At 32.2% G+C, this 21,288-nt stretch carries 25 protein-coding genes; 2 read left to right on the forward strand and 23 right to left on the reverse strand.

The window, feature by feature from the left end:
• Nucleotides 1–45: 45 nt before the first annotated feature.
• The 14 genes from DK441_RS16875 to DK441_RS16935 form a co-directional block, all read right to left on the reverse strand.
• A complete protein-coding gene (locus DK441_RS16875) occupies nucleotides 46–1,488 on the reverse strand; it encodes an aldehyde dehydrogenase (RefSeq protein ID WP_109851737.1) in 1,443 nt (480 codons plus the stop codon).
• Between the two features lie 19 nt (nucleotides 1,489–1,507).
• A complete protein-coding gene (locus tag DK441_RS16880) occupies nucleotides 1,508–2,275 on the reverse strand; it encodes an IclR family transcriptional regulator (protein WP_109851738.1) in 768 nt (255 codons plus the stop codon).
• A gap of 34 nt (nucleotides 2,276–2,309) precedes the next feature.
• Complete coding sequence (locus DK441_RS16885) at nucleotides 2,310–2,726, reverse strand: RidA family protein (RefSeq protein WP_109851739.1); 417 nt, start codon at nucleotides 2,724–2,726, stop codon at nucleotides 2,310–2,312.
• 97 nt (nucleotides 2,727–2,823) lie between these two features.
• Nucleotides 2,824–4,224, reverse strand: a complete 1,401-nt coding sequence (locus DK441_RS16890) for an NAD(P)/FAD-dependent oxidoreductase (protein WP_109851740.1) — start codon at nucleotides 4,222–4,224, stop codon at nucleotides 2,824–2,826.
• Complete coding sequence (kynU, locus tag DK441_RS16895; protein ID WP_109851741.1) at nucleotides 4,221–5,489, reverse strand: kynureninase; 1,269 nt, start codon at nucleotides 5,487–5,489, stop codon at nucleotides 4,221–4,223. The genes DK441_RS16890 and kynU overlap by 4 nt, the downstream gene beginning before the upstream one ends.
• A gap of 215 nt (nucleotides 5,490–5,704) precedes the next feature.
• Nucleotides 5,705–6,427 carry a hypothetical protein gene (locus tag DK441_RS16900; RefSeq protein ID WP_109851742.1) on the reverse strand — a complete coding sequence of 241 codons (723 nt, stop codon included), beginning with the start codon at nucleotides 6,425–6,427 and terminating at the stop codon, nucleotides 5,705–5,707.
• Between the two features lie 87 nt (nucleotides 6,428–6,514).
• The gene (locus DK441_RS16905; RefSeq protein ID WP_109851743.1) at nucleotides 6,515–6,883 is read right to left on the reverse strand and encodes a cupredoxin domain-containing protein; all 369 of its coding nucleotides are present in this window, start codon (nucleotides 6,881–6,883) and stop codon (nucleotides 6,515–6,517) included.
• A gap of 102 nt (nucleotides 6,884–6,985) precedes the next feature.
• Nucleotides 6,986–7,534 carry a carboxymuconolactone decarboxylase family protein gene (locus DK441_RS16910; RefSeq protein ID WP_109851744.1) on the reverse strand — a complete coding sequence of 183 codons (549 nt, stop codon included), beginning with the start codon at nucleotides 7,532–7,534 and terminating at the stop codon, nucleotides 6,986–6,988.
• A gap of 158 nt (nucleotides 7,535–7,692) precedes the next feature.
• Nucleotides 7,693–7,848 carry a hypothetical protein gene (locus DK441_RS26670; protein WP_160112139.1) on the reverse strand — a complete coding sequence of 52 codons (156 nt, stop codon included), beginning with the start codon at nucleotides 7,846–7,848 and terminating at the stop codon, nucleotides 7,693–7,695.
• A 175-nt stretch (nucleotides 7,849–8,023) separates the two neighbouring features.
• Entirely contained in the window at nucleotides 8,024–8,395 is a 372-nt protein-coding gene (locus DK441_RS16915; protein ID WP_025666564.1) for a DoxX family membrane protein, read from the reverse strand.
• A gap of 41 nt (nucleotides 8,396–8,436) precedes the next feature.
• The gene (locus tag DK441_RS16920; RefSeq protein WP_109851745.1) at nucleotides 8,437–8,910 is read right to left on the reverse strand and encodes a hypothetical protein; all 474 of its coding nucleotides are present in this window, start codon (nucleotides 8,908–8,910) and stop codon (nucleotides 8,437–8,439) included.
• Nucleotides 8,911–9,018: 108 nt separating this feature from the next.
• A complete protein-coding gene (locus tag DK441_RS16925) occupies nucleotides 9,019–9,867 on the reverse strand; it encodes an AraC family transcriptional regulator (RefSeq protein WP_109851746.1) in 849 nt (282 codons plus the stop codon).
• 200 nt (nucleotides 9,868–10,067) lie between these two features.
• The gene (locus DK441_RS16930) at nucleotides 10,068–10,325 is read right to left on the reverse strand and encodes a hypothetical protein (protein WP_160112140.1); all 258 of its coding nucleotides are present in this window, start codon (nucleotides 10,323–10,325) and stop codon (nucleotides 10,068–10,070) included.
• Between the two features lie 310 nt (nucleotides 10,326–10,635).
• A complete protein-coding gene (locus tag DK441_RS16935; protein WP_109851748.1) occupies nucleotides 10,636–11,457 on the reverse strand; it encodes an SMP-30/gluconolactonase/LRE family protein in 822 nt (273 codons plus the stop codon).
• A gap of 144 nt (nucleotides 11,458–11,601) precedes the next feature.
• On the opposite strand from DK441_RS16935, the gene DK441_RS16940 reads away from it, so the two are divergent.
• Nucleotides 11,602–12,402: a bifunctional 2-polyprenyl-6-hydroxyphenol methylase/3-demethylubiquinol 3-O-methyltransferase UbiG gene (locus DK441_RS16940; RefSeq protein WP_109851749.1), complete on the forward strand. Its 801-nt coding sequence runs from the start codon at nucleotides 11,602–11,604 to the stop codon at nucleotides 12,400–12,402.
• A gap of 41 nt (nucleotides 12,403–12,443) precedes the next feature.
• Nucleotides 12,444–12,914 carry a hypothetical protein gene (locus DK441_RS16945; protein ID WP_160112141.1) on the forward strand — a complete coding sequence of 157 codons (471 nt, stop codon included), beginning with the start codon at nucleotides 12,444–12,446 and terminating at the stop codon, nucleotides 12,912–12,914.
• A gap of 11 nt (nucleotides 12,915–12,925) precedes the next feature.
• Here DK441_RS16945 and DK441_RS16950 read toward each other — a convergent pair whose 3' ends face one another.
• The 9 genes from DK441_RS16950 to DK441_RS16990 form a co-directional block, all read right to left on the reverse strand.
• Nucleotides 12,926–14,290: an aldehyde dehydrogenase gene (locus DK441_RS16950; RefSeq protein ID WP_109851751.1), complete on the reverse strand. Its 1,365-nt coding sequence runs from the start codon at nucleotides 14,288–14,290 to the stop codon at nucleotides 12,926–12,928.
• Nucleotides 14,291–14,332: 42 nt separating this feature from the next.
• A complete protein-coding gene (locus DK441_RS16955) occupies nucleotides 14,333–15,265 on the reverse strand; it encodes a sterol desaturase family protein (protein WP_025666571.1) in 933 nt (310 codons plus the stop codon).
• 189 nt (nucleotides 15,266–15,454) lie between these two features.
• Nucleotides 15,455–16,276: a hypothetical protein gene (locus tag DK441_RS16960; protein WP_160112142.1), complete on the reverse strand. Its 822-nt coding sequence runs from the start codon at nucleotides 16,274–16,276 to the stop codon at nucleotides 15,455–15,457.
• A 222-nt stretch (nucleotides 16,277–16,498) separates the two neighbouring features.
• Nucleotides 16,499–16,924 carry a VOC family protein gene (locus DK441_RS16965; RefSeq protein WP_109851753.1) on the reverse strand — a complete coding sequence of 142 codons (426 nt, stop codon included), beginning with the start codon at nucleotides 16,922–16,924 and terminating at the stop codon, nucleotides 16,499–16,501.
• Nucleotides 16,925–16,945: 21 nt separating this feature from the next.
• A complete protein-coding gene (locus DK441_RS16970; RefSeq protein ID WP_109851754.1) occupies nucleotides 16,946–17,902 on the reverse strand; it encodes a DUF4440 domain-containing protein in 957 nt (318 codons plus the stop codon).
• A 99-nt stretch (nucleotides 17,903–18,001) separates the two neighbouring features.
• The gene (gene rluF, locus DK441_RS16975; protein ID WP_109851755.1) at nucleotides 18,002–18,871 is read right to left on the reverse strand and encodes a 23S rRNA pseudouridine(2604) synthase RluF; all 870 of its coding nucleotides are present in this window, start codon (nucleotides 18,869–18,871) and stop codon (nucleotides 18,002–18,004) included.
• 65 nt (nucleotides 18,872–18,936) lie between these two features.
• Complete coding sequence (locus tag DK441_RS16980) at nucleotides 18,937–19,950, reverse strand: SIMPL domain-containing protein (protein WP_109851756.1); 1,014 nt, start codon at nucleotides 19,948–19,950, stop codon at nucleotides 18,937–18,939.
• A 129-nt stretch (nucleotides 19,951–20,079) separates the two neighbouring features.
• Entirely contained in the window at nucleotides 20,080–20,919 is an 840-nt protein-coding gene (locus DK441_RS16985) for an alpha/beta hydrolase (protein ID WP_109851757.1), read from the reverse strand.
• On the reverse strand, nucleotides 20,916–21,284 hold the full coding sequence (locus DK441_RS16990; protein ID WP_025666577.1) for a cupin domain-containing protein: 369 nt from the start codon (nucleotides 21,282–21,284) through the stop codon (nucleotides 20,916–20,918). The genes DK441_RS16985 and DK441_RS16990 overlap by 4 nt, the downstream gene beginning before the upstream one ends.
• Between the last annotated feature and the right edge of the window lie 4 nt (nucleotides 21,285–21,288).

Raw genomic sequence — 21,288 nt, forward strand, 5'->3', positions numbered from 1 at the left:
GCCTGATCTCTTAATTCTGATTCCTCAATACTTAATACTCATATCTTAATATTGTATACAAACGTTTTTAGGTTCGGTAAAAAATCTTAATGCTTCAAATCCACCTTCTCTACCTACACCAGAATCTTTTGTACCTCCAAATGGGGTACGTAAATCACGCATCATCCAGGTGTTTACCCAAACGATACCAGCTTGTATGTGCTTTGCTAAATACATACTTCTATTTAAATTATTTGTCCAAATTGTACATGATAATCCGTAGCGCACATTATTTGCCATGGCTAGAGCTTCATCATCATTATCAAATGGCATAATCGTAACAACTGGTCCAAAAATTTCTTCTTGGGCCAATCTGCAATCTGTAGTATTAATTTCGATAATGGTTGGTTGTAAATAATACCCTTTTTCATATCCATTTACCGTTACATAATTACCACCACAGAGAATAGTACCACCTTCTTTTTCTGCTATATCGATATATGATTTCACTTTTTCTAAATGTGATTTTGAAACTAGTGCGCCTAAGTTAGTTTCGGGATCAAGAGGAGCACCAACTTTTAATGCTTTGGTTTTTGCAATAAAATCGGTTTTAAATTTATTATAAATCGTTCTTTCTATAAATATTCGGGAGCCGCAAAGGCATATTTGTCCTTGATTTGCAAATGATGATCTTAGTGTTGTATTAAGCATTTTATCATAGTCGCAATCTGCAAAAATGAGATTGGGGTTTTTACCTCCCAACTCCAGAGATAATTTTTTAAACATAGGAGCAGCAGTTTTAGCAATATGTGCTCCTGTTGCCGTTCCTCCTGTAAAAGAAATAGCTTTAATATTTGGGTGTTCTATAATGGCTTGCCCGGTAGTATTTCCTAATCCATGAACAATGTTTAAAACACCTTTTGGTAAACCTGCTTTAGTACAGATATCGCCAAGTAAATAAGCTGTCATTGGTGTAATCTCACTTGGTTTGGCTACTACCGTATTACCAGCGGCCAATGCAGGAGCAATTTTCCATGTAAATAAATAGAGTGGTAAATTCCATGGAGAAATACAACCCACTACACCGATAGATTGTCTTAGGGTAAAGTTAATAGCATTTAGACCTGTGCTTTCATGCGCTTCGCTTGCAAACTGTGTAATTGCATTAGCAAAAAATTGAAAGTTGGAAGATGCTCTTGGGATATCTACACTGGTAGATAGGCTTAAAGGTTTGCCATTATCAATAGCTTCTGCTTGGGCAAGTTGATCCAGATTTTCTATTATCAATGATGCTATCTTAGCTAAGATTTCGCTACGTTGTTGTAATGGGGTTTCTGACCAGGTAGGAAATGCTTGTGCGGCAGCTTCATAAGCGAGCTGTACATCTACGGCTGAAGAGTTAGGAATTAAACTATATATATCACCAGTAGATGGATTGTAGTTATCTATCCATTGGTCTTGCATAGGAGCTTTGAACTCCCCATTAATATAGTTTTTAATTTTTTTCATGTGTTCTCAATTTTTTTAATTAACTGAAAATGTATTTTAGTTGCTCGGCCGTTTGTTTTAAATCTCCTGTATAGGTTTGAATTTCATTTTCATTAAATCTAGCCGAAGGACCAGAGGTGCTTATTGCGGCAATAAACTTTCCTTTAGTACTAAAAACAGGAACAGCAACACATACCAGTCCTATTTCATTTTCTTCCAGATCCAAAGCAAAACCATTGTTTTTAATATTCTCAACTTCGGTAATTAATTTTTGTTTATCGGTTATTGTGTTTTTAGTGACTGACTCTAAATCAAGATTTTTAATAATTTTTTTGTAATCGTGCTCTACGAATGCAAGCATAATCTTTCCTAATCCAGTACAATGCAGAGGTTTTTCTGTACCAATTTGTGAGTTGATTTGTAAATCATGCCTTCCTACAACTTTGTCTAAGAAATATACTTTTTGATTTTTATGAATAGCTAAATGAGCGGTCTCACCTGCACGTTTTACCAATTCTTCCATAAAAGGCCTTGCCTTGGATATGAAATTTTGATTAATGCTTACTTTTTGCCCTAACTCGAATAATTTAAGCCCCAATCTATACTTTCCGTTTTCTGTGTTTTGTTGAATTACATTAAGGGCTTCCATAGTTGCTAACATCCTATATACCGCACTTTTATTGGTGTGCATTAGTTTTGCAATTTCGGTAACACCTAATTCTATTGTATCTGTTGAAAAGCAGTCTAGGATATTGAATGCTTTTTCAACCGAAGTGTTTAGAATTTTTTTGTCTATGGCATTACTCATGATTACCTTGATTTTTTTAGAGATTACAAACTATTTAGTTTTGTTTTTTATAGGCAACTACCTTTATTTCTATCAATAAATGAGGATGCGGCAATTGATGAACAGCTACAGTGGTTCTCGTTGGGCCGTCATAATCAAAATATTGAGCATAAACCTCATTATACCCTCCAAAATCGTTCATATTGACTAAAAAAGAAGTGACATCAACAATATCTTTTAGGGTTGCATCTTCTTCTTTTAAAATATCATTAATGTTTTCTAAAACAGCTTTTGTTTGTGCTTTGATATTTAGATTTGTTGTTCCAAATTCATCTACTTCTACGCCTTCGAAGGAATTGTCAGGTCTCCTAGAACTTGTGCCAGAAACAAATATAAAATCACCAACACGTTTTACATGCGGAAACTTACCTCTAGGAGCGGCTTTACCTTGTATTAATTTTCCTTTGTTCATGGTTAGTAGCGTTGAAATGTTAGTATTGAGTATTGAGAATCTATAATTTTCATTTATTACGTATTTATTTTAATTTAGAAATCTTAGATTTTCTTATCTATTTTAATCCTGCAATTTTATCTTCTTCAAGTATTTCACTGGTTTCTTGTTGTACTTGATTAAATATGCTTTTTAAATCTTTTGAAGTGTTAATTTCATGATCTGCAATTAGATTTAGTAAAGCTTTGTCTTGTGCTCTACCAATCTTCATGGCTTTGGCATACCCAATATTTTCATCAAAAGTGACCATAGAATATTTTGAGAAATAGGTGTCGGGAAATGTTTTTTCCAAATCCATTTCTAGTTTTCTTTTTTCCTTAAACAAGGGATTAGCTACATGATCTCGCATCTCGAAGTAATTATCAATTGCTAAATCTGCAATGGCATCTGTATCTTCTTTTCGCACTTTTTGATATGCTTTAAAAGTAGCACTCCAATCTCCCTGATGTTGTTCTAAAATTTCATCAAAAACCACAACATCTTCAAAAGAAGCGTTCATTCCCTGACCATAAAATGGTACAATTGCATGGGCAGCATCCCCAATTAATAGTGTCTTTCCTTTGTAGCACCACGGAGAGCATTTTACAGTGCCTAATGCTCCTGTTGGGTTGTTAAAGAACTCATGGTCAATATCTGGAATTAAATCAAGAGCATCGGGGAATTGTGTTTTAAAGAATTCGGTAACTTTTTCAATATTGGTTAGATTATTGAAATTGTACTCACCTTCATCATAAGATAAAAATAGGGTTACCGTAAAACTGCCATCTAAATTTGGTAAAGCTATAAGCATATATTCACCACGGGGCCAGATATGCAAATGATCCTTACTTATTTGATGGTTTCCTATCTTGCCTGCGGGAATTTCTAATTCTTTATAGCCATGTGTTAGATAATTCTGAGAGTAGCTAAACAGGAACTTTTTCTCGAGATAATAACTCTTTCTAAGAGCAGAACCTGCACCATCCGCACCAAAGATAATATCTGCATGTACTTCAAACTTTTCTTTGGTCGTATAACATTTAAATTTTGCAACTGTATTTTCGATGTCGACACCAGTGCATTTTTTGTTAAAATGTATAGTTACATTCTCGTATTTTTCTGCTTCAGTTAGCAGTAACCCGTTTAAACCCCCTCTAGAAATAGAATTGATGTATTTTCCTTTTCTTCCAGAATAGTTAGAGGCAAATGTATTTCCTTCAATATCGTGAATTAATCTACCATACATCGGGATACAAAACGGAGTTACTTTATCTTCAATACCAACCATTTTCATGGCTTTTAAACCTCGATCAGATAATGCGAGGTTGATAGAACGCCCTGCAGAGATATCGGTAGTTCTTAAATCAGGCCTACTTTCATATACAGTTACCCGGTATCCTCTTTGTGCCATTCTTAATGCTAAGAGAGAGCCACATAGACCTGCACCAATGATCAGTATATTTTCTTCTTTTTGCGTCATACCAGTGTTTTTAATATTTCGATCATTCGATATACATCTTCAAAACTATTGTATAGTGGTGTTGGAGCACAACGAATAACATCAGGTTCTCGCCAATCTGTAATAATATGATGATCTGTAAGTTGTTGATGTAAACTTTTATCTGCATTCTTAACCTGAATAGATAATTGGCACCCTCTTTCCTCTGGATTAGTGGGAGTAATAATTTTGATTCTATCGGTATCTATCTCATTAATTAAAAATTCGAAATATGCTGTTAGTGCTTTAGATTTTTCTCGTAAAGCATCCATTCCTACCGCATTAAAAATATCTAAAGAAGCTTTAATCGCTGCCATAGATAGAATAGGAGGATTGCTTAATTGATATCCTTCTGCACCAGGCATGACATCAAATTCCTGACGCATATTAAAACGGGTGTTTTTATTATGACTCCACCAACCGGAAAAACGTTTTAGATCTTTGTTATATGCATGTTTTTCATGAACAAATAATCCTCCCAAACTGCCAGGACCAGAGTTTAAATATTTATACGTGCACCATGCAGCAAAATCGACTCCGGATTCATGTAATTCTGGTTGAATATTGCCAACGCCATGTGCCAGATCAATACCAACCATACAATTTTTGGCATGTCCTAGATCTGCAATTTTCTTAAGGTCCAAATATTGGCCAGTATAATAATTAACGCCTCCAATTAATAATAAAGCAATTTCGTCGCCTTGTTGATCAAGAATAGTTTCTAAGTCCTCTAGTCTCAATAATTCTTCACCAGGGCGTGGTTTCCATTCTACTAATCCTTCTTTGGGATCAAAACCATGAAATCGTAATTGAGACTCTACAGCATAACGATCCGAAGGAAATGCATCACTCTCTATTACAATTTTATATTTAGTTTTATTAGGTTGGTAAAAAGATACCATTAACAAATGTAAATTGGTAGTTAACGTATTCATGATAACTACTTCTAGAGGTTTTGCACCGACTACTTTTGCCATAGTATCTGTTAAAAACTCATGATATGGCATCCAGGGGTTTTTGGCCTCAAAATGGCCTTCTACACCATAATTAGCCCAATCCTCAAGTTCTTGCTGAATATACTTTTTTGTAGTTTTTGGTTGTAACCCCAAAGAGTTACCGCACATGTATATCCAATCGTTTCCGTTATTGTCTTTTGGAATATGAAATTGATCTCTGTATTGTGCTATTTTATCTTTTTGATCAAGTTCTTTTGCGTATTCTAAACTAGCTTTTGATGCTATGGTCATCTCGGGTGTTTTAATAATTGAAACAGTGTTTCACTAATTTACAAAAATAAAATGATACTAAAGCAATAAACTTAATTTTGATATGTATAAGATCAAATTAGAAGAAATACTATGTATTCTTCAATTGGAATTAAACTCTGTAAAAGAAATCTTGAAATGAAGTATGTGAAGTAGTACAAAAGACTTCGAAGAGGCGTAATGATTGTTTACGGTTTTTAGTCGGCAATTACTTCAATTCCTGTGAAATAAAGTTTTCTATTTCCTTCATGCAACTTATGAGTTTTAGCAATTTTAATACCATTAAAATTCTGATAATTCTCCCAGGTCGTAATCATAGAAGGTTCTGGTTGATTACTTTTTCTAAACACCCATTCTTTGATACTAAAATCTCCTTCAAAATAAAAATCATAAGCATCCCCAGGGGTATATCCTCCTTTGTTGTACACTATGGTTAATTTTTGCATTTCGACATTACTTATAGGAGCGATGGCTTTTACTTCATGTTTTGACGTAAAACTTGCTGCATCCCAAACAAGATTGAAAGGAGCTAATAACCAATATTTGTCATTAATAAATCTTTGATCTGCTTTAGCAGAAGTGCTATCTAATTGAGTTCTGTTATAGGTTATGGTGTCCTGTTCAGAGGTTAAGGTCACTATATCATTTTTGGGTTTCCAACTCCAGGATCTATGATAATGGCTACTGTCTCGATCAACATTAAAGGTGAATTTAATTTCTTTTACCTTGTTCCAATGCTGTAATCCATTGGCATTAGCAATTGCTTCTGCCGTTGTTGGTATTTTCTTTTTATTCTTATCTACCACAGGCTCTGGGTCTCTAACTTCTATATCCTCTTCGTATGTATTTTCTTTTTTAGTGTTATTGTTACATGCTACACATAATAAAATAGATGATAATACTATTAAGGCTTTTTTCATTGTGGGTTATTTTTGGCTAAAATATAAAAAGAAAAACCTTGCTAATCGAGATTAACAAGGTTTTAGGTTTTAAAAAGATAGAGAAAATTACTCTACAACCAAAGTGTATTGAGGAGTTTTGTTTAAAGGACAAAAATATTTGTAGGTTCCTCTTTGTAATTTAACTGTTTGAGAGCTTTCGGTTTTTCCTTCGGCTACGACTTTGGTTACATATGCTGTTTTGATATGATTTTCGGCATTAGAAGCATCCTTTCCTTCTGGAACCAGTACAAAACCAACATCTGTTCCTGCATGGTTGTTGGTAATATTGAATACATAGCTTCCTTCTGATAGTTTTATTTCTTTTTGAGTGAATTCTCCTTTAGTCTGCTCTAAAGAAACATTTTTTACTTTTTGTGCTTGTGCACTAAATGTGATTGCTAAAATAAATGAGAATACTGTAATTAACTTTTTCATGATTTTGATACTTGAATTTAAATTGTTTTGAAATTATTTTGTAAACCTCACAGAGATACCAATCGAGTTTGATATCAATCTGTGAGGTTCAATCGGGGGTAATTAGACTTCGGTAGTTTCTAGTGGTTGTGCAACTGGGAAATCTACAGGAACCTGGGTTGTGCTATGTATATAATTAGAAATTGTTTTATCTCCTACTAATACGATAGTATCTATTAAGTTTCCTTTAGAATATCCAGCATTTAAAAAATTGTTTACAACATCCTGATTAGTTTTACCTCTATTTTCTGTAATATTTTTGGCTAATCCGGCTAATGCATTCAGTTTAGTGTCGAAAGAAGCACGACCAGCTCTAAGCTCTAAAATTTGCTCATCGGTAAATCCGTTCATTTTTCCTATAGCGGTATGGGCAGATAAACAATAAATACAATCATTTACCTGGCTTACGGCTAAATTCACTACTTCTTTTTCTTTAGCAGAGAGTGATGTTTTTGCATTCGAAAAGTTTAGGTAGTTTTCTAGTGCTGTATCACTATGGGCATAGGTGGCATATAGATTTGGTACGAATCCTAGTGCTTTATTTAAATTATCAAATATTGCTTGATTACCAGTGTTTACTTCTTCTCTTGTTGGTACATTAAATGTGCTCATAATATAATTGTTTTAAGTTATTTTATTGAAATTGAAACCTTTTTGGGTTTCTGTTGTTTTGTTTTAATTTATTGAGGCAAAGATCGTGTTGAAATAAGCGAGATAGAATAGTCGTTTTTCCCGATTGCTTGTCAAATTTTCCCGATCTATTTTGATACTTATCTTTGCGCGAAAGATTTTTTGGTATCGCAATAAAAATCATGAATAGCTTTTTGCTCACAATGTGTTTTTGGATGAATAGCAGCGGCTATTTTTTTTCTTCCTTGGCTAAAAATTTCAATTAAATTGAAAATTGATTTATGTTGTACGGTCATTTTTATAGTGTTTTAAATTAACAATGCAAAGATGCGCCATAGAAGAAGGGAAAGAAATGCTAGTTTTTCCCTGAAGCTTGTCGATTTTTCCCGGACATAAAAAAACACCTCTATTATAAAGAGGTGTTGAGTACTTTTTTTGAATACTATAGATTAGTATCTAATCGCTTTAGAGTTAAAAAAACTTAACTTCTTTTCTTCTCATCCAAAGAATAACAGCACTTAATACAAAAGTCACTACAGCCGTAATGAAGAGAATTCCTCCATCATTATTAATTTCAATGCCTAGTTTGGTTAAATGCATCATGATGGCTCCTCCTATAATACCAAGGGTTAACATTGCGCCAATCCATGCTGTTTTGGGTATTAATAATAAAACTCCGGCGATTAGTTCGGTTATCCCTGTTCCTATTCGTCCATAAGGTTCTAATCCGACTTTTGTGAATATGTACACACTATCTGGATGAGCAGTAAATTTAAATCTTAGTGTTTGAATTAAGATCAATGCTACGACGATTCGTAACAAGAGGGGTAGAATCTTTTTCATGTTAGGTTGTTATTTGTTAGCTTCATAGTGCGGTAAACACGTTACAAAACACTGGGTAAAGCGTCGATTTTCCCATTAAAAGTATTCTTTCTTGAGATAATATACAATTCTTCTAGATTATTATCTTTTCTAAATTGATGAATTAACTCTGGTAACTTCTCATTAAGAAAAGCTTTAAAAGACTTAGGGTCATTGCTTTGATTGGCTCCTCTACGTATAATTTTTAAGTAAGTTGAAGCTAGAATTTGCAGGTTACTTCTCTCAGAAAGAAACAATAAATGATCGTTGTTTTGGTTTGCTTTTTGAATTTGATTCTTGAAACTAATTTCGTTTGTAGCAATAAGATCATTATTAAAATTGCTAAAGCTATTTGTATACACAACTTCTTCTGCATTTTTATTTAGATATATGGTTTCTAATTGATCTTCATAAATTATTTGAGCATTACCTATCGAGAGAGAGAGAAATAAAATGCTAAATATTACTGTTTTGATTGCACGAATTGAACTTTTCATATCTAATATACTTTATCCGAAAACACTTCGGTAAGTTGTTTTATTTTTAGGATACAAAGTTGGGGCAAAAACGAATACTAATATATAGATTTTTTTCCCATATTCTTGTCAATATTTCCCTTCAGGTTCTGGTTTTAATTGTTTTTTAAACTCTGAAGGAGAAAGAGATGTATGTCTTTTAAACATTCTGCTAAGATGAGATGCATCTTCAAAACCAATTTCATATGCAATCTCTTTAGCAGATTTATCTGTATAGATAAGTAGGCGTTTAGCTTCTAAGATTATTCGATCATGAATAATTTGCAGAGGACTTTTCTCAAATTTCGCAAAATTATTTGATAACGTTTTAGGGGATTTAAATAGTTGTTGAGCATAAAAGCCAACAGCATGTTCTTTTCTAAAATGGGTATCTACCAGGATGTTAAAATTTCTGATCAAATCTACCTGATCTCCAAGGTTATTATAGTTGCTTTGTTGTTTGATAAGACGTGTTGTCGTTATTATAAATCTTGCCATTAGCATGCGTAACATTTCTGCCTGTATTGTATCTACTGTATCTAATTCATCCAGAAAAACCTTATGTAATTGATCTAATTTATTTTGTTCTTTTACATTTAATTCTACAATAGAGATAGTAGTGTTACCATAAAAAAGTACTCCGACACAGCTAACTTCTTTATCATGATCTTTGATACAATAAAACTCCCTGTTAAACTGATATACTAAGATATCTGATCCATCAATAAATTTAAAATATTGATTAGGAGTTAATACTATAATTTTATTTTTTTTGACTGTTGTAGAAATTCCATCAATCTCTATACTAATATCAGTACCTCTAACCCAGATAAAAGTGTATAATCCTACAAGTTTTGATGTTGCATAGGACTGTAATAATTCTTCGTTGGCAATTTTTAATACAGCACCGGTCGAAAATTCTTTAAATTCTTTTATCATATAGGATAGGTCGTTGTTTATATGATTATATTACAAATTAATGTAAAAGATTTAAGCTTGTGGTTTTTACCTTATTGGTAAGCTTTTTAGAGTATTGGAAATTTGTAGAATGTGTTTTTCTCGAAACAGAGAAACAATATGGGAGTTATCGATATTCGTATAAAGAAGATCGATTATAATGAACTATGGTAGCTAGAGGTTCAAACTAATAATAATCTAACGATTAATCCAATTGCCCCTCGTTGTCCAATCATATTTCTAAGCTCTTGTAAGCTCGATGAGGTTATTTCTATTTTAGTAGCAAGTCCATTACTCGTACCTCCATCTACAAATGTTTGTAATGAAGAAGTTGTAACCCCAAGCTTATTTGCGATGCCAGATCTTACATTTCCTTGAGTAAGATCTCTAAGTGTGTTTAATGTTACACCACTTTTTCTAGCTATTCTATTTAAACTCATATTTGTGTCTTTTAAAATTAAGTCATTCATAGTTAGTTATAGTAAGTATAAGCAATTATTGATCGGTAAACTGACGTATAATGAGAAGTATATTTTGTGCTATTTTTTTCTCTATTACTAATTTAGTACAGATTTTTTTAGAATTCTTACGGGAAACCTCAACCTATGAAAAAAAGTGAAAAAAAATAAGTTTTTTTGAATTGAATTATAAGTGTGAATAACTCCTACATCACGTAAAACCCTATGTTTTATAGTTTTTTACTTGTTTTGTGACTAGGGAATCAGATTAGATTTTTACGTATGTACAATACTATTTTTTTTTATTCAAAAGATTAAAATGTATTATCGAGTTGTCAAATAATTGTGCGATATCTATAGCATTTGTTTTTTGATTATACTCTATGTCAGCCATCCCATTGCTATTCGTTACAATTTCGATAAATTCTTTACTGTCATATTTTAAAAGGATACTTTTTTTCCAATCAATAGACCAACTAGTAAGATAAATTGATCCACTTTTATCCATTGTAACTCCATCTAAATGTGGGTAATTGGTTTTGACAACTAATGTGGTTTTTTTGCTTTCTAAATCTATTTCGTATACTGCACTTTTGTCTATCGTATTACAGACTAATAGCCTATTTTTTTTAGTATCAAAATAAAGTCCGTTCGGAGTATTAATAGTATTATCTAGAATTTCATAAGATTTATTGTCGATCGATACTTTAAAGATTGTGTTTCCTTCACGATCCGAAATGTATAAATTTCCTGTATTATCAAACTCGATATCATTAAGTTGTTTAGTGTTTGGTATACGTAATGAAAATACTAACTCAGCTGTCGATATGTCAAATCCTCTAACAAAATCATCTCCAGATTTATTGTCTTCTGCGCTATAAATAACTCCGTTGTGTAGTTTTACACCAAGAAATGAAGTGTATCCCGATACAAAAGATGTTTTTGCACCTGTTTTATCTATTTTAAGGATTTCTCCATTACCAATATTTGAAACGTAATAAGAATCTGTTACCTCATCAAATGTTATACTTTCTGGACTGTCAAAGGATTGTGATTTTCCTGAAAATGAAATGCATACAAAAAAAACAAAAAAGGTAGTAGAGAAATTATTCATAATAATAGGTTGAAAACTGATTTTTCAAAGTTACGGTTTTGTATTTGTTTAATATATCTCATTGTTTTTTTATCATATACCTTAATAGAATTGACTTTATTATATTTATGAAAAATAAGCATACTCGGTTAAATTAATCTTATAATGTCTAAAGAACTATACAATTATTTTGAAACTAATAAACAGACCTGGAATAAAAAAGTTGATATTCATGCCAGAAGTGATTTTTATAATATAGAAGCTTTTAAAAAGGGAAAAACTTCATTGAAACAATATGAACTAGAAGCGCTAGGAGGTGTGTCCGGTAAGTCATTATTACATCTTCAGTGTCACTTTGGACAGGATACTTTAAGTTGGAGTAGGTTAGGAGCAAAATGTACTGGTGTTGATCTATCAGAAAAAGGAATCGAATTGGCCAAAAGTTTAAATACAGAGTTGGATCTGGATGCAAAATTTGTATGTTGTAATGTGTTGGATACTTCAGAATATATTAATGATAAATTTGATATTGTTTTTACCAGTTATGGAGTCATCGGATGGTTACCTGATTTAAAACCCTGGGGTAAAATGATAGCTGAACGACTAAAACCTGGTGGTGTTTTTTATATAGTTGAGTTTCACCCTATAGTATGGATGTTTGATTATTTAGAAGAGAAGCCTATAATGAAATATGGATATCATCAAAAAGATGTCATCTATGAAGAATATCAAGGAACATATGCTAATCCAGAATCTAATATGATTAGTAAAGAGTATGGATGGAATCATGGATTAGGAGAAGTAGTATCATCTCTTACAGAAGCTGGATTAACTATAGAGTACTTAAATGAATATGACGGATCACCTTATGAGGTTTTTCCTGGTTTAATTAAGGATGAAAACAAGATGTTTGCTACAAAAGAGAAATTATATCCACTAATCTTTGCGATCAAAGCCCAACTATAGATTTAATTGCTTTTTGTGAAAAACACTTTACTATGTTAGTTATGAATAAAATTATTTTTATTATTCTTTTTCCCAGTGTAATAATCGCCCAACAGAAACTTGAGATTAATCTTGTATATGGTATTTATATCAATGATCACGTTGAGCGAAAATTTGATACTAAAGAACGTGCTTGGAACTTGAAAGGAAAATTTCTAGAGTATTGGATAGATGCACACGATAAACAATACACAAATAGTATTGACCTTACAGAAAAGGAGATTAAAAAAATCTCAAATTTTCTTTCAAAAAATAAACTGATCCAGACAATTGATAAGGAGTTAAAGGATAGGTATTTAAATAAATATGGGTATAGTGAAAGAATTAAAGGAACTCTTAACCTAAATGGTGAAGAGGCTCAAATAAATATAAAGACTAATAGCCAAAAGTTGATAAAAGAAGATATTGATGGTAAGCGACTTTATGCATTAGAACAACTTTTTTATCAAATTGTTGAAAATCATTCTGACTAATTAAGATGTATTTACCCGATAATTCGTTTTAACCATTTCAATTTTTTTGCACTATATGGAGCATATTTTAAATTAAGCTCTATCCAAAATGGTTTTTGAAGAATACTCTTGAAGTGAGAAAAAGTATCAAATCCATATTTTCCATGATAATTTCCGATGCCACTATCACCAACACCTCCAAAAGGGAGAGATTGTTCTGCAAAATGCATTACAGCATCATTTACAGCACCGCCTCCAAAGGATATTTCGTTTAGAATTTTGTTTTTTACAGCTTTGTTTTTGGTAAACACATAGCAAGAAAGAGGTTTGGATAGTGTTTTAATTTTTGTGATAGCTTCCTCGATAGAATCAAATGAAAGCACTGGTAAAATAGGGCCAAAGATCTCTTCTTGCATTACTTTATCAGAAAAAGAAATATCTTTTAGAATTGTTGGCGGTATTACTCGCTCTTCTGGATCACCCAAGCCACCTACATATATTTTATCAGGATCTATTAAGCTATTAAGTCGGTCAAAATTCTTATCATTAATGATCTGCGTATAATTATGGTGAGTTACTTTGTAATCAGCTTTATTAATATGATTTTGCATCGCTGCCAAAAATTGATCGTATATAGAGGATTCGACCAAGACATAATCGGGGGCAATACAAGTTTGTCCGGCATTAAGAAATTTAGCCCAAACCAATCTTTTGGCTGCCATATTGATATGTATATCTTTAGTAACAATTGCGGGACTTTTACCTCCTAATTCCAAGGTAACTGGAGTAAGGTGTTTTGCGGCTGCCTGGTAGATTATTTTTCCTACCGATACACTTCCTGTAAAAAATATTTTATCGAATTTAACTTTTAAAAGATCAGATGTTTCTTGTACTCCACCTTCGATAACTTTAAAAAATGCAGGATCAAAATTTTGATTAATAAGTGAAGCCATTGTTTTAGAGGTATGAGATGGTATCTCACTTGGTTTAAGAATAACAGTGCACCCAGCTGCAATTGCTGCTATTGCCGGGCAAAGTGATAATTGATATGGATAATTCCATGCTCCGATTACAAGAACACTCCCATATGGTTCTGGGATAATGTAGCTTCTCCCCGGAAGGTTAGCTAATCTTGTAGAGGCTTTTCTTTTACGAGTCCATTTTTTAATTTTTACTAGAGCAAGATCAATTTCATGATAAATTATGGATAACTCTGTAACATAAGTTTCGAATTCGGATTTCTTAAAATCGGCATAGATAGACTCGTAAAGTAGCTTCTCATTTTTTCGCAAAACATTTTTTAGCTTCTTTAGTTCTCTAATTCTAAAAGAGATGTCTTTTGTCGTATTTGTATTAAAAAATAGACGTTGTTGATCTATGACACCTTGGTAGTCCATAATGATAAATATTCTTGAGAATCTTAAAAATAAGGATTTTTATTAAGCCTTTTGTTTTTTATGCTTAAGTAGTTCTCGTTGCATCTGTTTTACGGTCAAAGTGCTACCGTCATGACTCCACCCTGGAGGGCCAAAAATATACATGAATTTATGGTACCAGTTTTTTGATTTTTTGGTGTCATTCCATATATCCTTATATTCATGAGTGAGAATCACCCAGGGATTATATGAATTTGGTGCATGTGTAACACCATATTGTATTTCTATGTCTTCGTCTAGTTCTTTCCAGGTACCAAATATCTTATCAAAAATGTTGAGAAAACCACCATGGTTTTTGTCCATGTATTCTACATTTTTGGCATGATGTACCTGATGCATGGTGTGTGTGTTGAATATTTTTTCAATAAACCCCATTTTAGGAACATACACCGAATGGAGTTGAAATTGCCATAAAGCTTCTATACCCAAACAAACTATTACCATCTCAGGAGGAAAACCTATTGCAGGTAACCACATATAAAATAATGGTTTGTAAAGAAGGGTGAACCATCCATTTCTTACTGCGGTACCAAGGTTAAAATTATCCGAAGAATGATGTACAATGTGTGCAGCCCACAAAGCTCTTACCATATGATTTTGCCTATGAAACCAATAATAAGTATAGTCATCTGCAAGTTGACATAAAAGCCAAACATACCATGCAAATCCAAAGGATTTCCAACCCATAATATTAGTTCGTACCCCATCGATTTCTGGGTTAAAAAGTTCGTATACAAAATGAAAGAGTACAATAGAAAAAATAGTTTTGATCAATGGCCCTAAGATTGCAGATCCTACACCCATAGTTAAACTAGCAGTTAAGTCTTTCCAGTTATATAAGTCCTTGTGATTGTGAGTTTTACTGTAGGTGAGCTCTAATAAAATTAATGCCAAAAAAAGAGGCACTCCATAGGTCAAGGGTTTAATAAATTCCATTTTTCTTTTTCTGTTTTATTCCATAGTGGCGGAATATAGGGAGAATTTTTAGGATATCATCCACAAAATTGAAGTATTCGATTACGAACCCTATTTTAGTATTAGTTTGTATAAAATAAGCGGTTTGAAAATAAATAAACATATTGTCAATCTATTTTCAAACCGCTTATTTTTAGCTTATTTTATGGTTTAATGAAGTTCTCTAAGTAGATCAAAGGCTGCCAAGACATTTTTCATAGATTTCTTTTCTGCCTTACTTACAATTCTCGAGTCAACATTTTCTTTACCAAAAAATGTTATTTTAACCTTTTTTCCTGAAGCAATTGCTTTTATCATGGGCATCTCAAGCTGCTTTACAACACGGTCAATCCATTCTCTTTTCCCTCCAGATTCTTCTTTCGAATTAAATTCTCCAGGGGTGTCTTCTTCTACATCATAAATTTTACCATCCACATCTATTTCGATTCTTTGAACAAATAACCAATCTTTTTTAGTGAAATAGTTTATAGAAAATCCTAACCATGGTTTACGATTATCTTTTTTGCCAATATAAATCTGAAAATAACTTTTAGTATTTACCTGGATAGAAGATTTGTCTGAATACCAGGTCACTTCATTAACAGCGTCATACTTCTTCCGCATTTTAGCAATCGCTTTTTGATACTCTTTAGAATTATTTTTTTCTGTTAACTCATCTTTATTTAGTGCTTTTTCAGCTTGAAGAATTTCTTTCTTAACCTTTTTTAGTAAGCTTTTTCCTTTCTTGGTCTCGCTAGAGTTAGGGTATTTATCAACCAGAGTTTCGAGTCGTTCTTTGCTTCTGGTATAGTCTAAGGCGTCATGATACTCCTGGGCTTGCTCAAGTATTTGACTAGGAGTTAGCTGGCATTCTGCAATTTCTTTTTTTAGTTTATCATTTTCGTCCTTTAATTTATCAAAGTCAGCCTGAGGAATACCACAGCTAACTAGAATCAAAGTCATTAAAATATTAGAAAGTATAATTCTTCTCATTACTAAACTTTTTGAGATTATGGTTATTAATTGTTTAAAACAAAGTTATAATTAGGTTAAATATGTTAAAAAACAGTAAAAAATTTGCTTATAGCCCTAATATAGTAAAAATCCTTTAAAATACGTAATTTAAGCTTTGATCTTAAGGAAAAGGTAAGATTATACTTACAATTTATTTGTAAAATGCTACTTTTTTATCTAATACTAGGAGGCAAGAGGTGTTTATTTTGCAAAAATTTGAGAAGTATCTTTAAATGACTTAAACTCTAATGCATTACCACAAGGGTCACAAAAGAACATAGTTGCTTGTTCTCCAACTTCTCCCTCAAACCTGATATAGGGGTCTATAACGAATTGAATATTTTTATTGGATAGTTTTCTTGCAAGATCTTGCCATATACTCCATTCTAGAATAATCCCAAAATGAGGAACAGGAACATCTTTATCATCTACCAAATTGTTGTGATTATCTTCTATGTCTGTTTTTGATTTGTAATGAATCACCAATTGATGACCAAAAAAATTAAAATCAACCCAGTGATCACTACTTCGACCTTCTTCAAGTTCTAGAATATTCTTATAAAAATTTCTGGCATTTTCTAAATCATGGACGGGGATTGCCAGATGAAAAGGAGATAAAGTATTCATTTTCTAATAAAATTATTAGGGTTATTTTTCTATTCTATTCCAAATGTCCAAATACATTTTCCATTGATCATCAACTTTTTTCCAGATAACGACATATTTTCCTTGATATGTTATCTCTGTGCCATCGTCATTTTTGTTTTTTCCTTTATAAATTCCATAATCATGAGCAGTATCTCCGAGAATTATAATTTCTTCAGGAATAATTTCATGCTCAATAGGAGTATAACCGCTAGACTCTGCCCATCTTTTTTTAATAGCATCATATCCTTTAATGATAGGGGCATTGGTTGGAAATATTTTTGCATTATCCGTATAAATTTTCGCGATAGCTTCATAATCTTGCCTTAGATAAGCGTCAGAAAAAGCTTTTGCCTCTGCTCTTATTAGTTCTTCATCAAAGAGTTGTTCTGTATTTTCTTGTCTAACACATTCAATTTTCCAGGTCGGAAAAGAAATAGACTCATTTGTGTCTACCCATTCACCAAGCCATTTAAATCCATTGTCATTAATATCATAAAAACTAAGTTTAGAAAAACCATCCATGCCATTAGGGGCTTTTTGTTTACGATATAAAATGATCTTTCCGTCTTTCTTATTTCCTTTCCAGGAAGAAAGCACAGGATTGGCACTTACAGATGAATAATAATGCACATACCATTGACTACTATCTGCATTAAATTGTCTTATACTACCAGAATGTCGACCATCTGCTTTTAAGGTTTGGTCTTGAATAGCCATTCCGTTCATGATATACTTAAATTCCCAGGTCATTTTATTTGGTTCCCCCCAGGTTCGATCCTGATTTCTGGTTTGTGATATACAATTGCATTTCCCTATAAGAGGTGCAAAATCCAGAATTTCTTTTGGTGCTTTAGGATTTGGTTGCCCAAAAGGATGTGCTTCTGAAGGTTCGTATTCTGACTGGCTCCAGGTTACAATACTTATCAAAAAAAATAAAGAAAACAGTATACGCATCATGGGATTGAGAATTGATTAGTAAGACAATTTAGGTATTTTAGAAAAGGGAAAAACTTAAGAATGGAGGAATTAAGATATAATTAACAACGAAAAAAAAGATTAGTTTCTTCGATCTCTCCGTTTTTTATCTCTTGATCCACGAGAACTTCTTTTATCAGAATTCCTTTTTTTATCGTTTTTAGAGGTAAGTCGTCTTGAATTATTCGTATTTTTTTTTAGTTTAGTATCATCTAGTATAGAAGCCTCTTCTGTTTTACTAGAATCGCCAACATCAGCATTAAGAACTCCTAATTCTTTTTCTGTTAAATACCTCCATTCTCCTGTAGGAATATCAAGAGATACATTCATGATTCTAATTCGTTTTAGTTTTATCACTTCATACCCGAGGTATTCACACATTCTACGAATTTGACGATTAAGCCCCTGGGTCAACACGATTTTAAAATCATATTTGCTAATTTGTTCTACTTCGCATTTACGGGTTATAGTATCGAGAATGGGAACTCCACTACTCATTCGCTTTATAAATAACGGACTAATCAATTTGTTTACTGTTACTACATATTCTTTTTCATGATTATTTCTAGCTCTAAGAATTTTATTAACTATATCTCCATCACTAGTTAAAAAAATAAGCCCTTCACTAGGTTTGTCTAATCGACCAATAGGAAAAATACGTTTAGGATAATTAATATAATCTACAATGTTATCTTTTTCATTTTGTGCTGTTGTGCAAACTATGCCAACAGGTTTATTAAAAGCAAGATATACGTGTTTTTCTTTAGGTTTATTTATTAATTTACCATCTACCCGAACAATATCATCGGGAGTAACTTTGGTCCCCATTTCTGGCACTTTACCATTAATGGTAACGCGCCCCTGGTCGATTAATTTATCTGCCTCACGACGTGAGCAATAACCAACTTCGCTTAGATATTTATTAAGTCTTGTGAAAGTTTTTTCAAGCATAGAATATAAATAGTGTACAAAGATAACATTTAAAGATAACGGTTATAACAAAATGATAAATGGTATTAGTTTAATTTTAATTCTTTAATATCAATGTTTCCATCTGGTGAGATTAAGAAATATTTCGGATTTGTAATTTCTTTTTCGATTGGTTTTTGCTCTTTTGATATAGGTGTGTACTGTAGTTTTATTTCCATACCTATTTGTACAACAGGTTCAACTATTGACGTATTTATAACCATATCATAATCTTTATAAGTGATAGGATCATAATAATATGTGGTTTGTTTTTTTGCAGTTACAACCCCTTGTTTTTTATTAAGTGTTTCTAAAGAGGTACTATGAAAAGCCTGGTAATTTTTATAAAACTCTTTTGGAAAATGACAATATTTGGTATCAGCAATTGTTGGACGATATGATGTTAAGTCAAAACCTAAATCTGTATAGAATTGTTGTTTCTCTTTTAGGGTTTTCAATATTTCTGTACGTAATTGTTTGTATACGGTTTGTATATCGTTTATGAAATAATCTACTTTAACAAGATTATATATTTCGTTATTTGCGCAGGTAGCAAGTATTTTTTCAAATTGATTTACATTAGTGAATTTTACATGAATATTTTGTTGTAATTCAAAACCTTTGGGAACTTCATTGTATTTTTTACTGAATAATTTTTTTTCTACTACAGTTTCATAAACAGGAACAAATGAAATGACATCGATAATAATATCTCCCTCTAAAATACCTTTGGTACGCAATTCATCTTTTACTTTTTCTACTCTCTCGTTCATTAGCGTATTAGTTTCTTGAGATGTTTTTCCAATTTGCACGATATTAAAAACTGCAGTATACGAATCGGCAACAATATTGTTTAATACTTTAGCATCAATTGTTATCACAGGATTAGGTGTTAAATCCTTTTGCCTAAATTGTTGTATTTGATTTCCATAAATATCAGCATTCGCCAATTCTGCAGAAGCTATTATATTTTGTCTAGAAATAATTGTTGCGTTTCCTTTAATTTGAGCAAAGGCGAAAGAATTAGAGAATACTAAGAAGATATAAATTAAATTTTTCATGATATAGATTTATCGTAAATCTATGTTGAAGATGGATTTTGGGAAAACAGTAATGAGTAAACGGTGCTTTTAAATGAGGGAAGTGCTTTTTTTCTAAAAAAAAGAGGCTATTAGAATTTGTTTAAGTCCCTATACTTTCAAAAAATTAATAATCATATTATCAACTTCATCAAAAAACAGAGAGTGACCATAATTTTCTGTAGTAATAAATTGGGAATTTTTCCAATTTTTGCTAATACCTTCGGCTTCACTATAAGGGGCAATATCATCATTTTTATCATGAATTAAAAGCCCGTTAAGTACTAGGTCTTTCACAAAATTAGCCATAGAAAACTCATCAAAATAGAAATCATGTTTTTCTTTAAAATACTGATTTAATGCCCTCATGAATTTTGGAGAAAGCTTTAATATCTCCTGATATCCTTTCATGATTCTGGATAATTCTGAAGGAGGTGCCAATACGATTAGTTTTTCTATTTCCTTATTTGGATAGGTGTATTGATGAAATATAGTTGCCATACCACCTACAGAATGCCCAATCATATGATTAGGTCGATAGAGTTCAACTATCTTTTGAAGGCACTTAGTGTATAAAGGGACGTTTAATATTTTTCCTGTAGAATTACCATGTGCAGGTGCATCAAAAGCAATTACATTAAATCCTTTTTCATGTAATTTTTGTATGAGCACCTTCCATCGATGTGTATTGCTCTCCCATCCATGAACTAATAAAATTGTTTCTCCCATGCTAGACCATCTATAGGTCTGGATATAGATAGTATCGATAAGAACCATTTCGTCTTCTGCTTCTTCGAGAAAATCTTCTTGTTCGGGTAATATTTTACCTTTTCTTGGAGTACAAAATAAGATATATGCTTTATTGATTGCCTTTTTTGGATAAAAAAGGAAAAGAAACTGGATGTATTTTCCAATGATAAGAGGCAGGTATTTTTTATATTTTTCTTTCATTCACCTTCACGATGTACTGCTTCCATAGTAAATGCAGGGAGGCAAATGGCAAGATACTCACATTCTTCATCAAATGGGTTAGTATATTGAATTCTTGTGTTTTTTTTAATTTTAATAGATTGTCCCGATTCTAATATTATTTTTTCTCCATCAATGATAAACTGTTTTTTACCCCTAATAATATAGGTGTATTCATCAAACTCTGGAGTTTGAAAAGGTTCGCTCCAGTGAGGTGGCGCAATCATATGTGCGATACTAATTTGAGAATTTTGATCAGTTGCCATACCAAAATGCTCTTCTATTAGTTTTCCATCGGTAGTCGGAACAATAAAAGGGGATTTTTGGATCTGATATTTTTTACTCATTTTT

Origin of the sequence: Aquimarina sp. AU58 (assembly GCF_900312745.1) — a bacterium.
Taxonomy (GTDB): domain Bacteria; phylum Bacteroidota; class Bacteroidia; order Flavobacteriales; family Flavobacteriaceae; genus Aquimarina; species Aquimarina spinulae.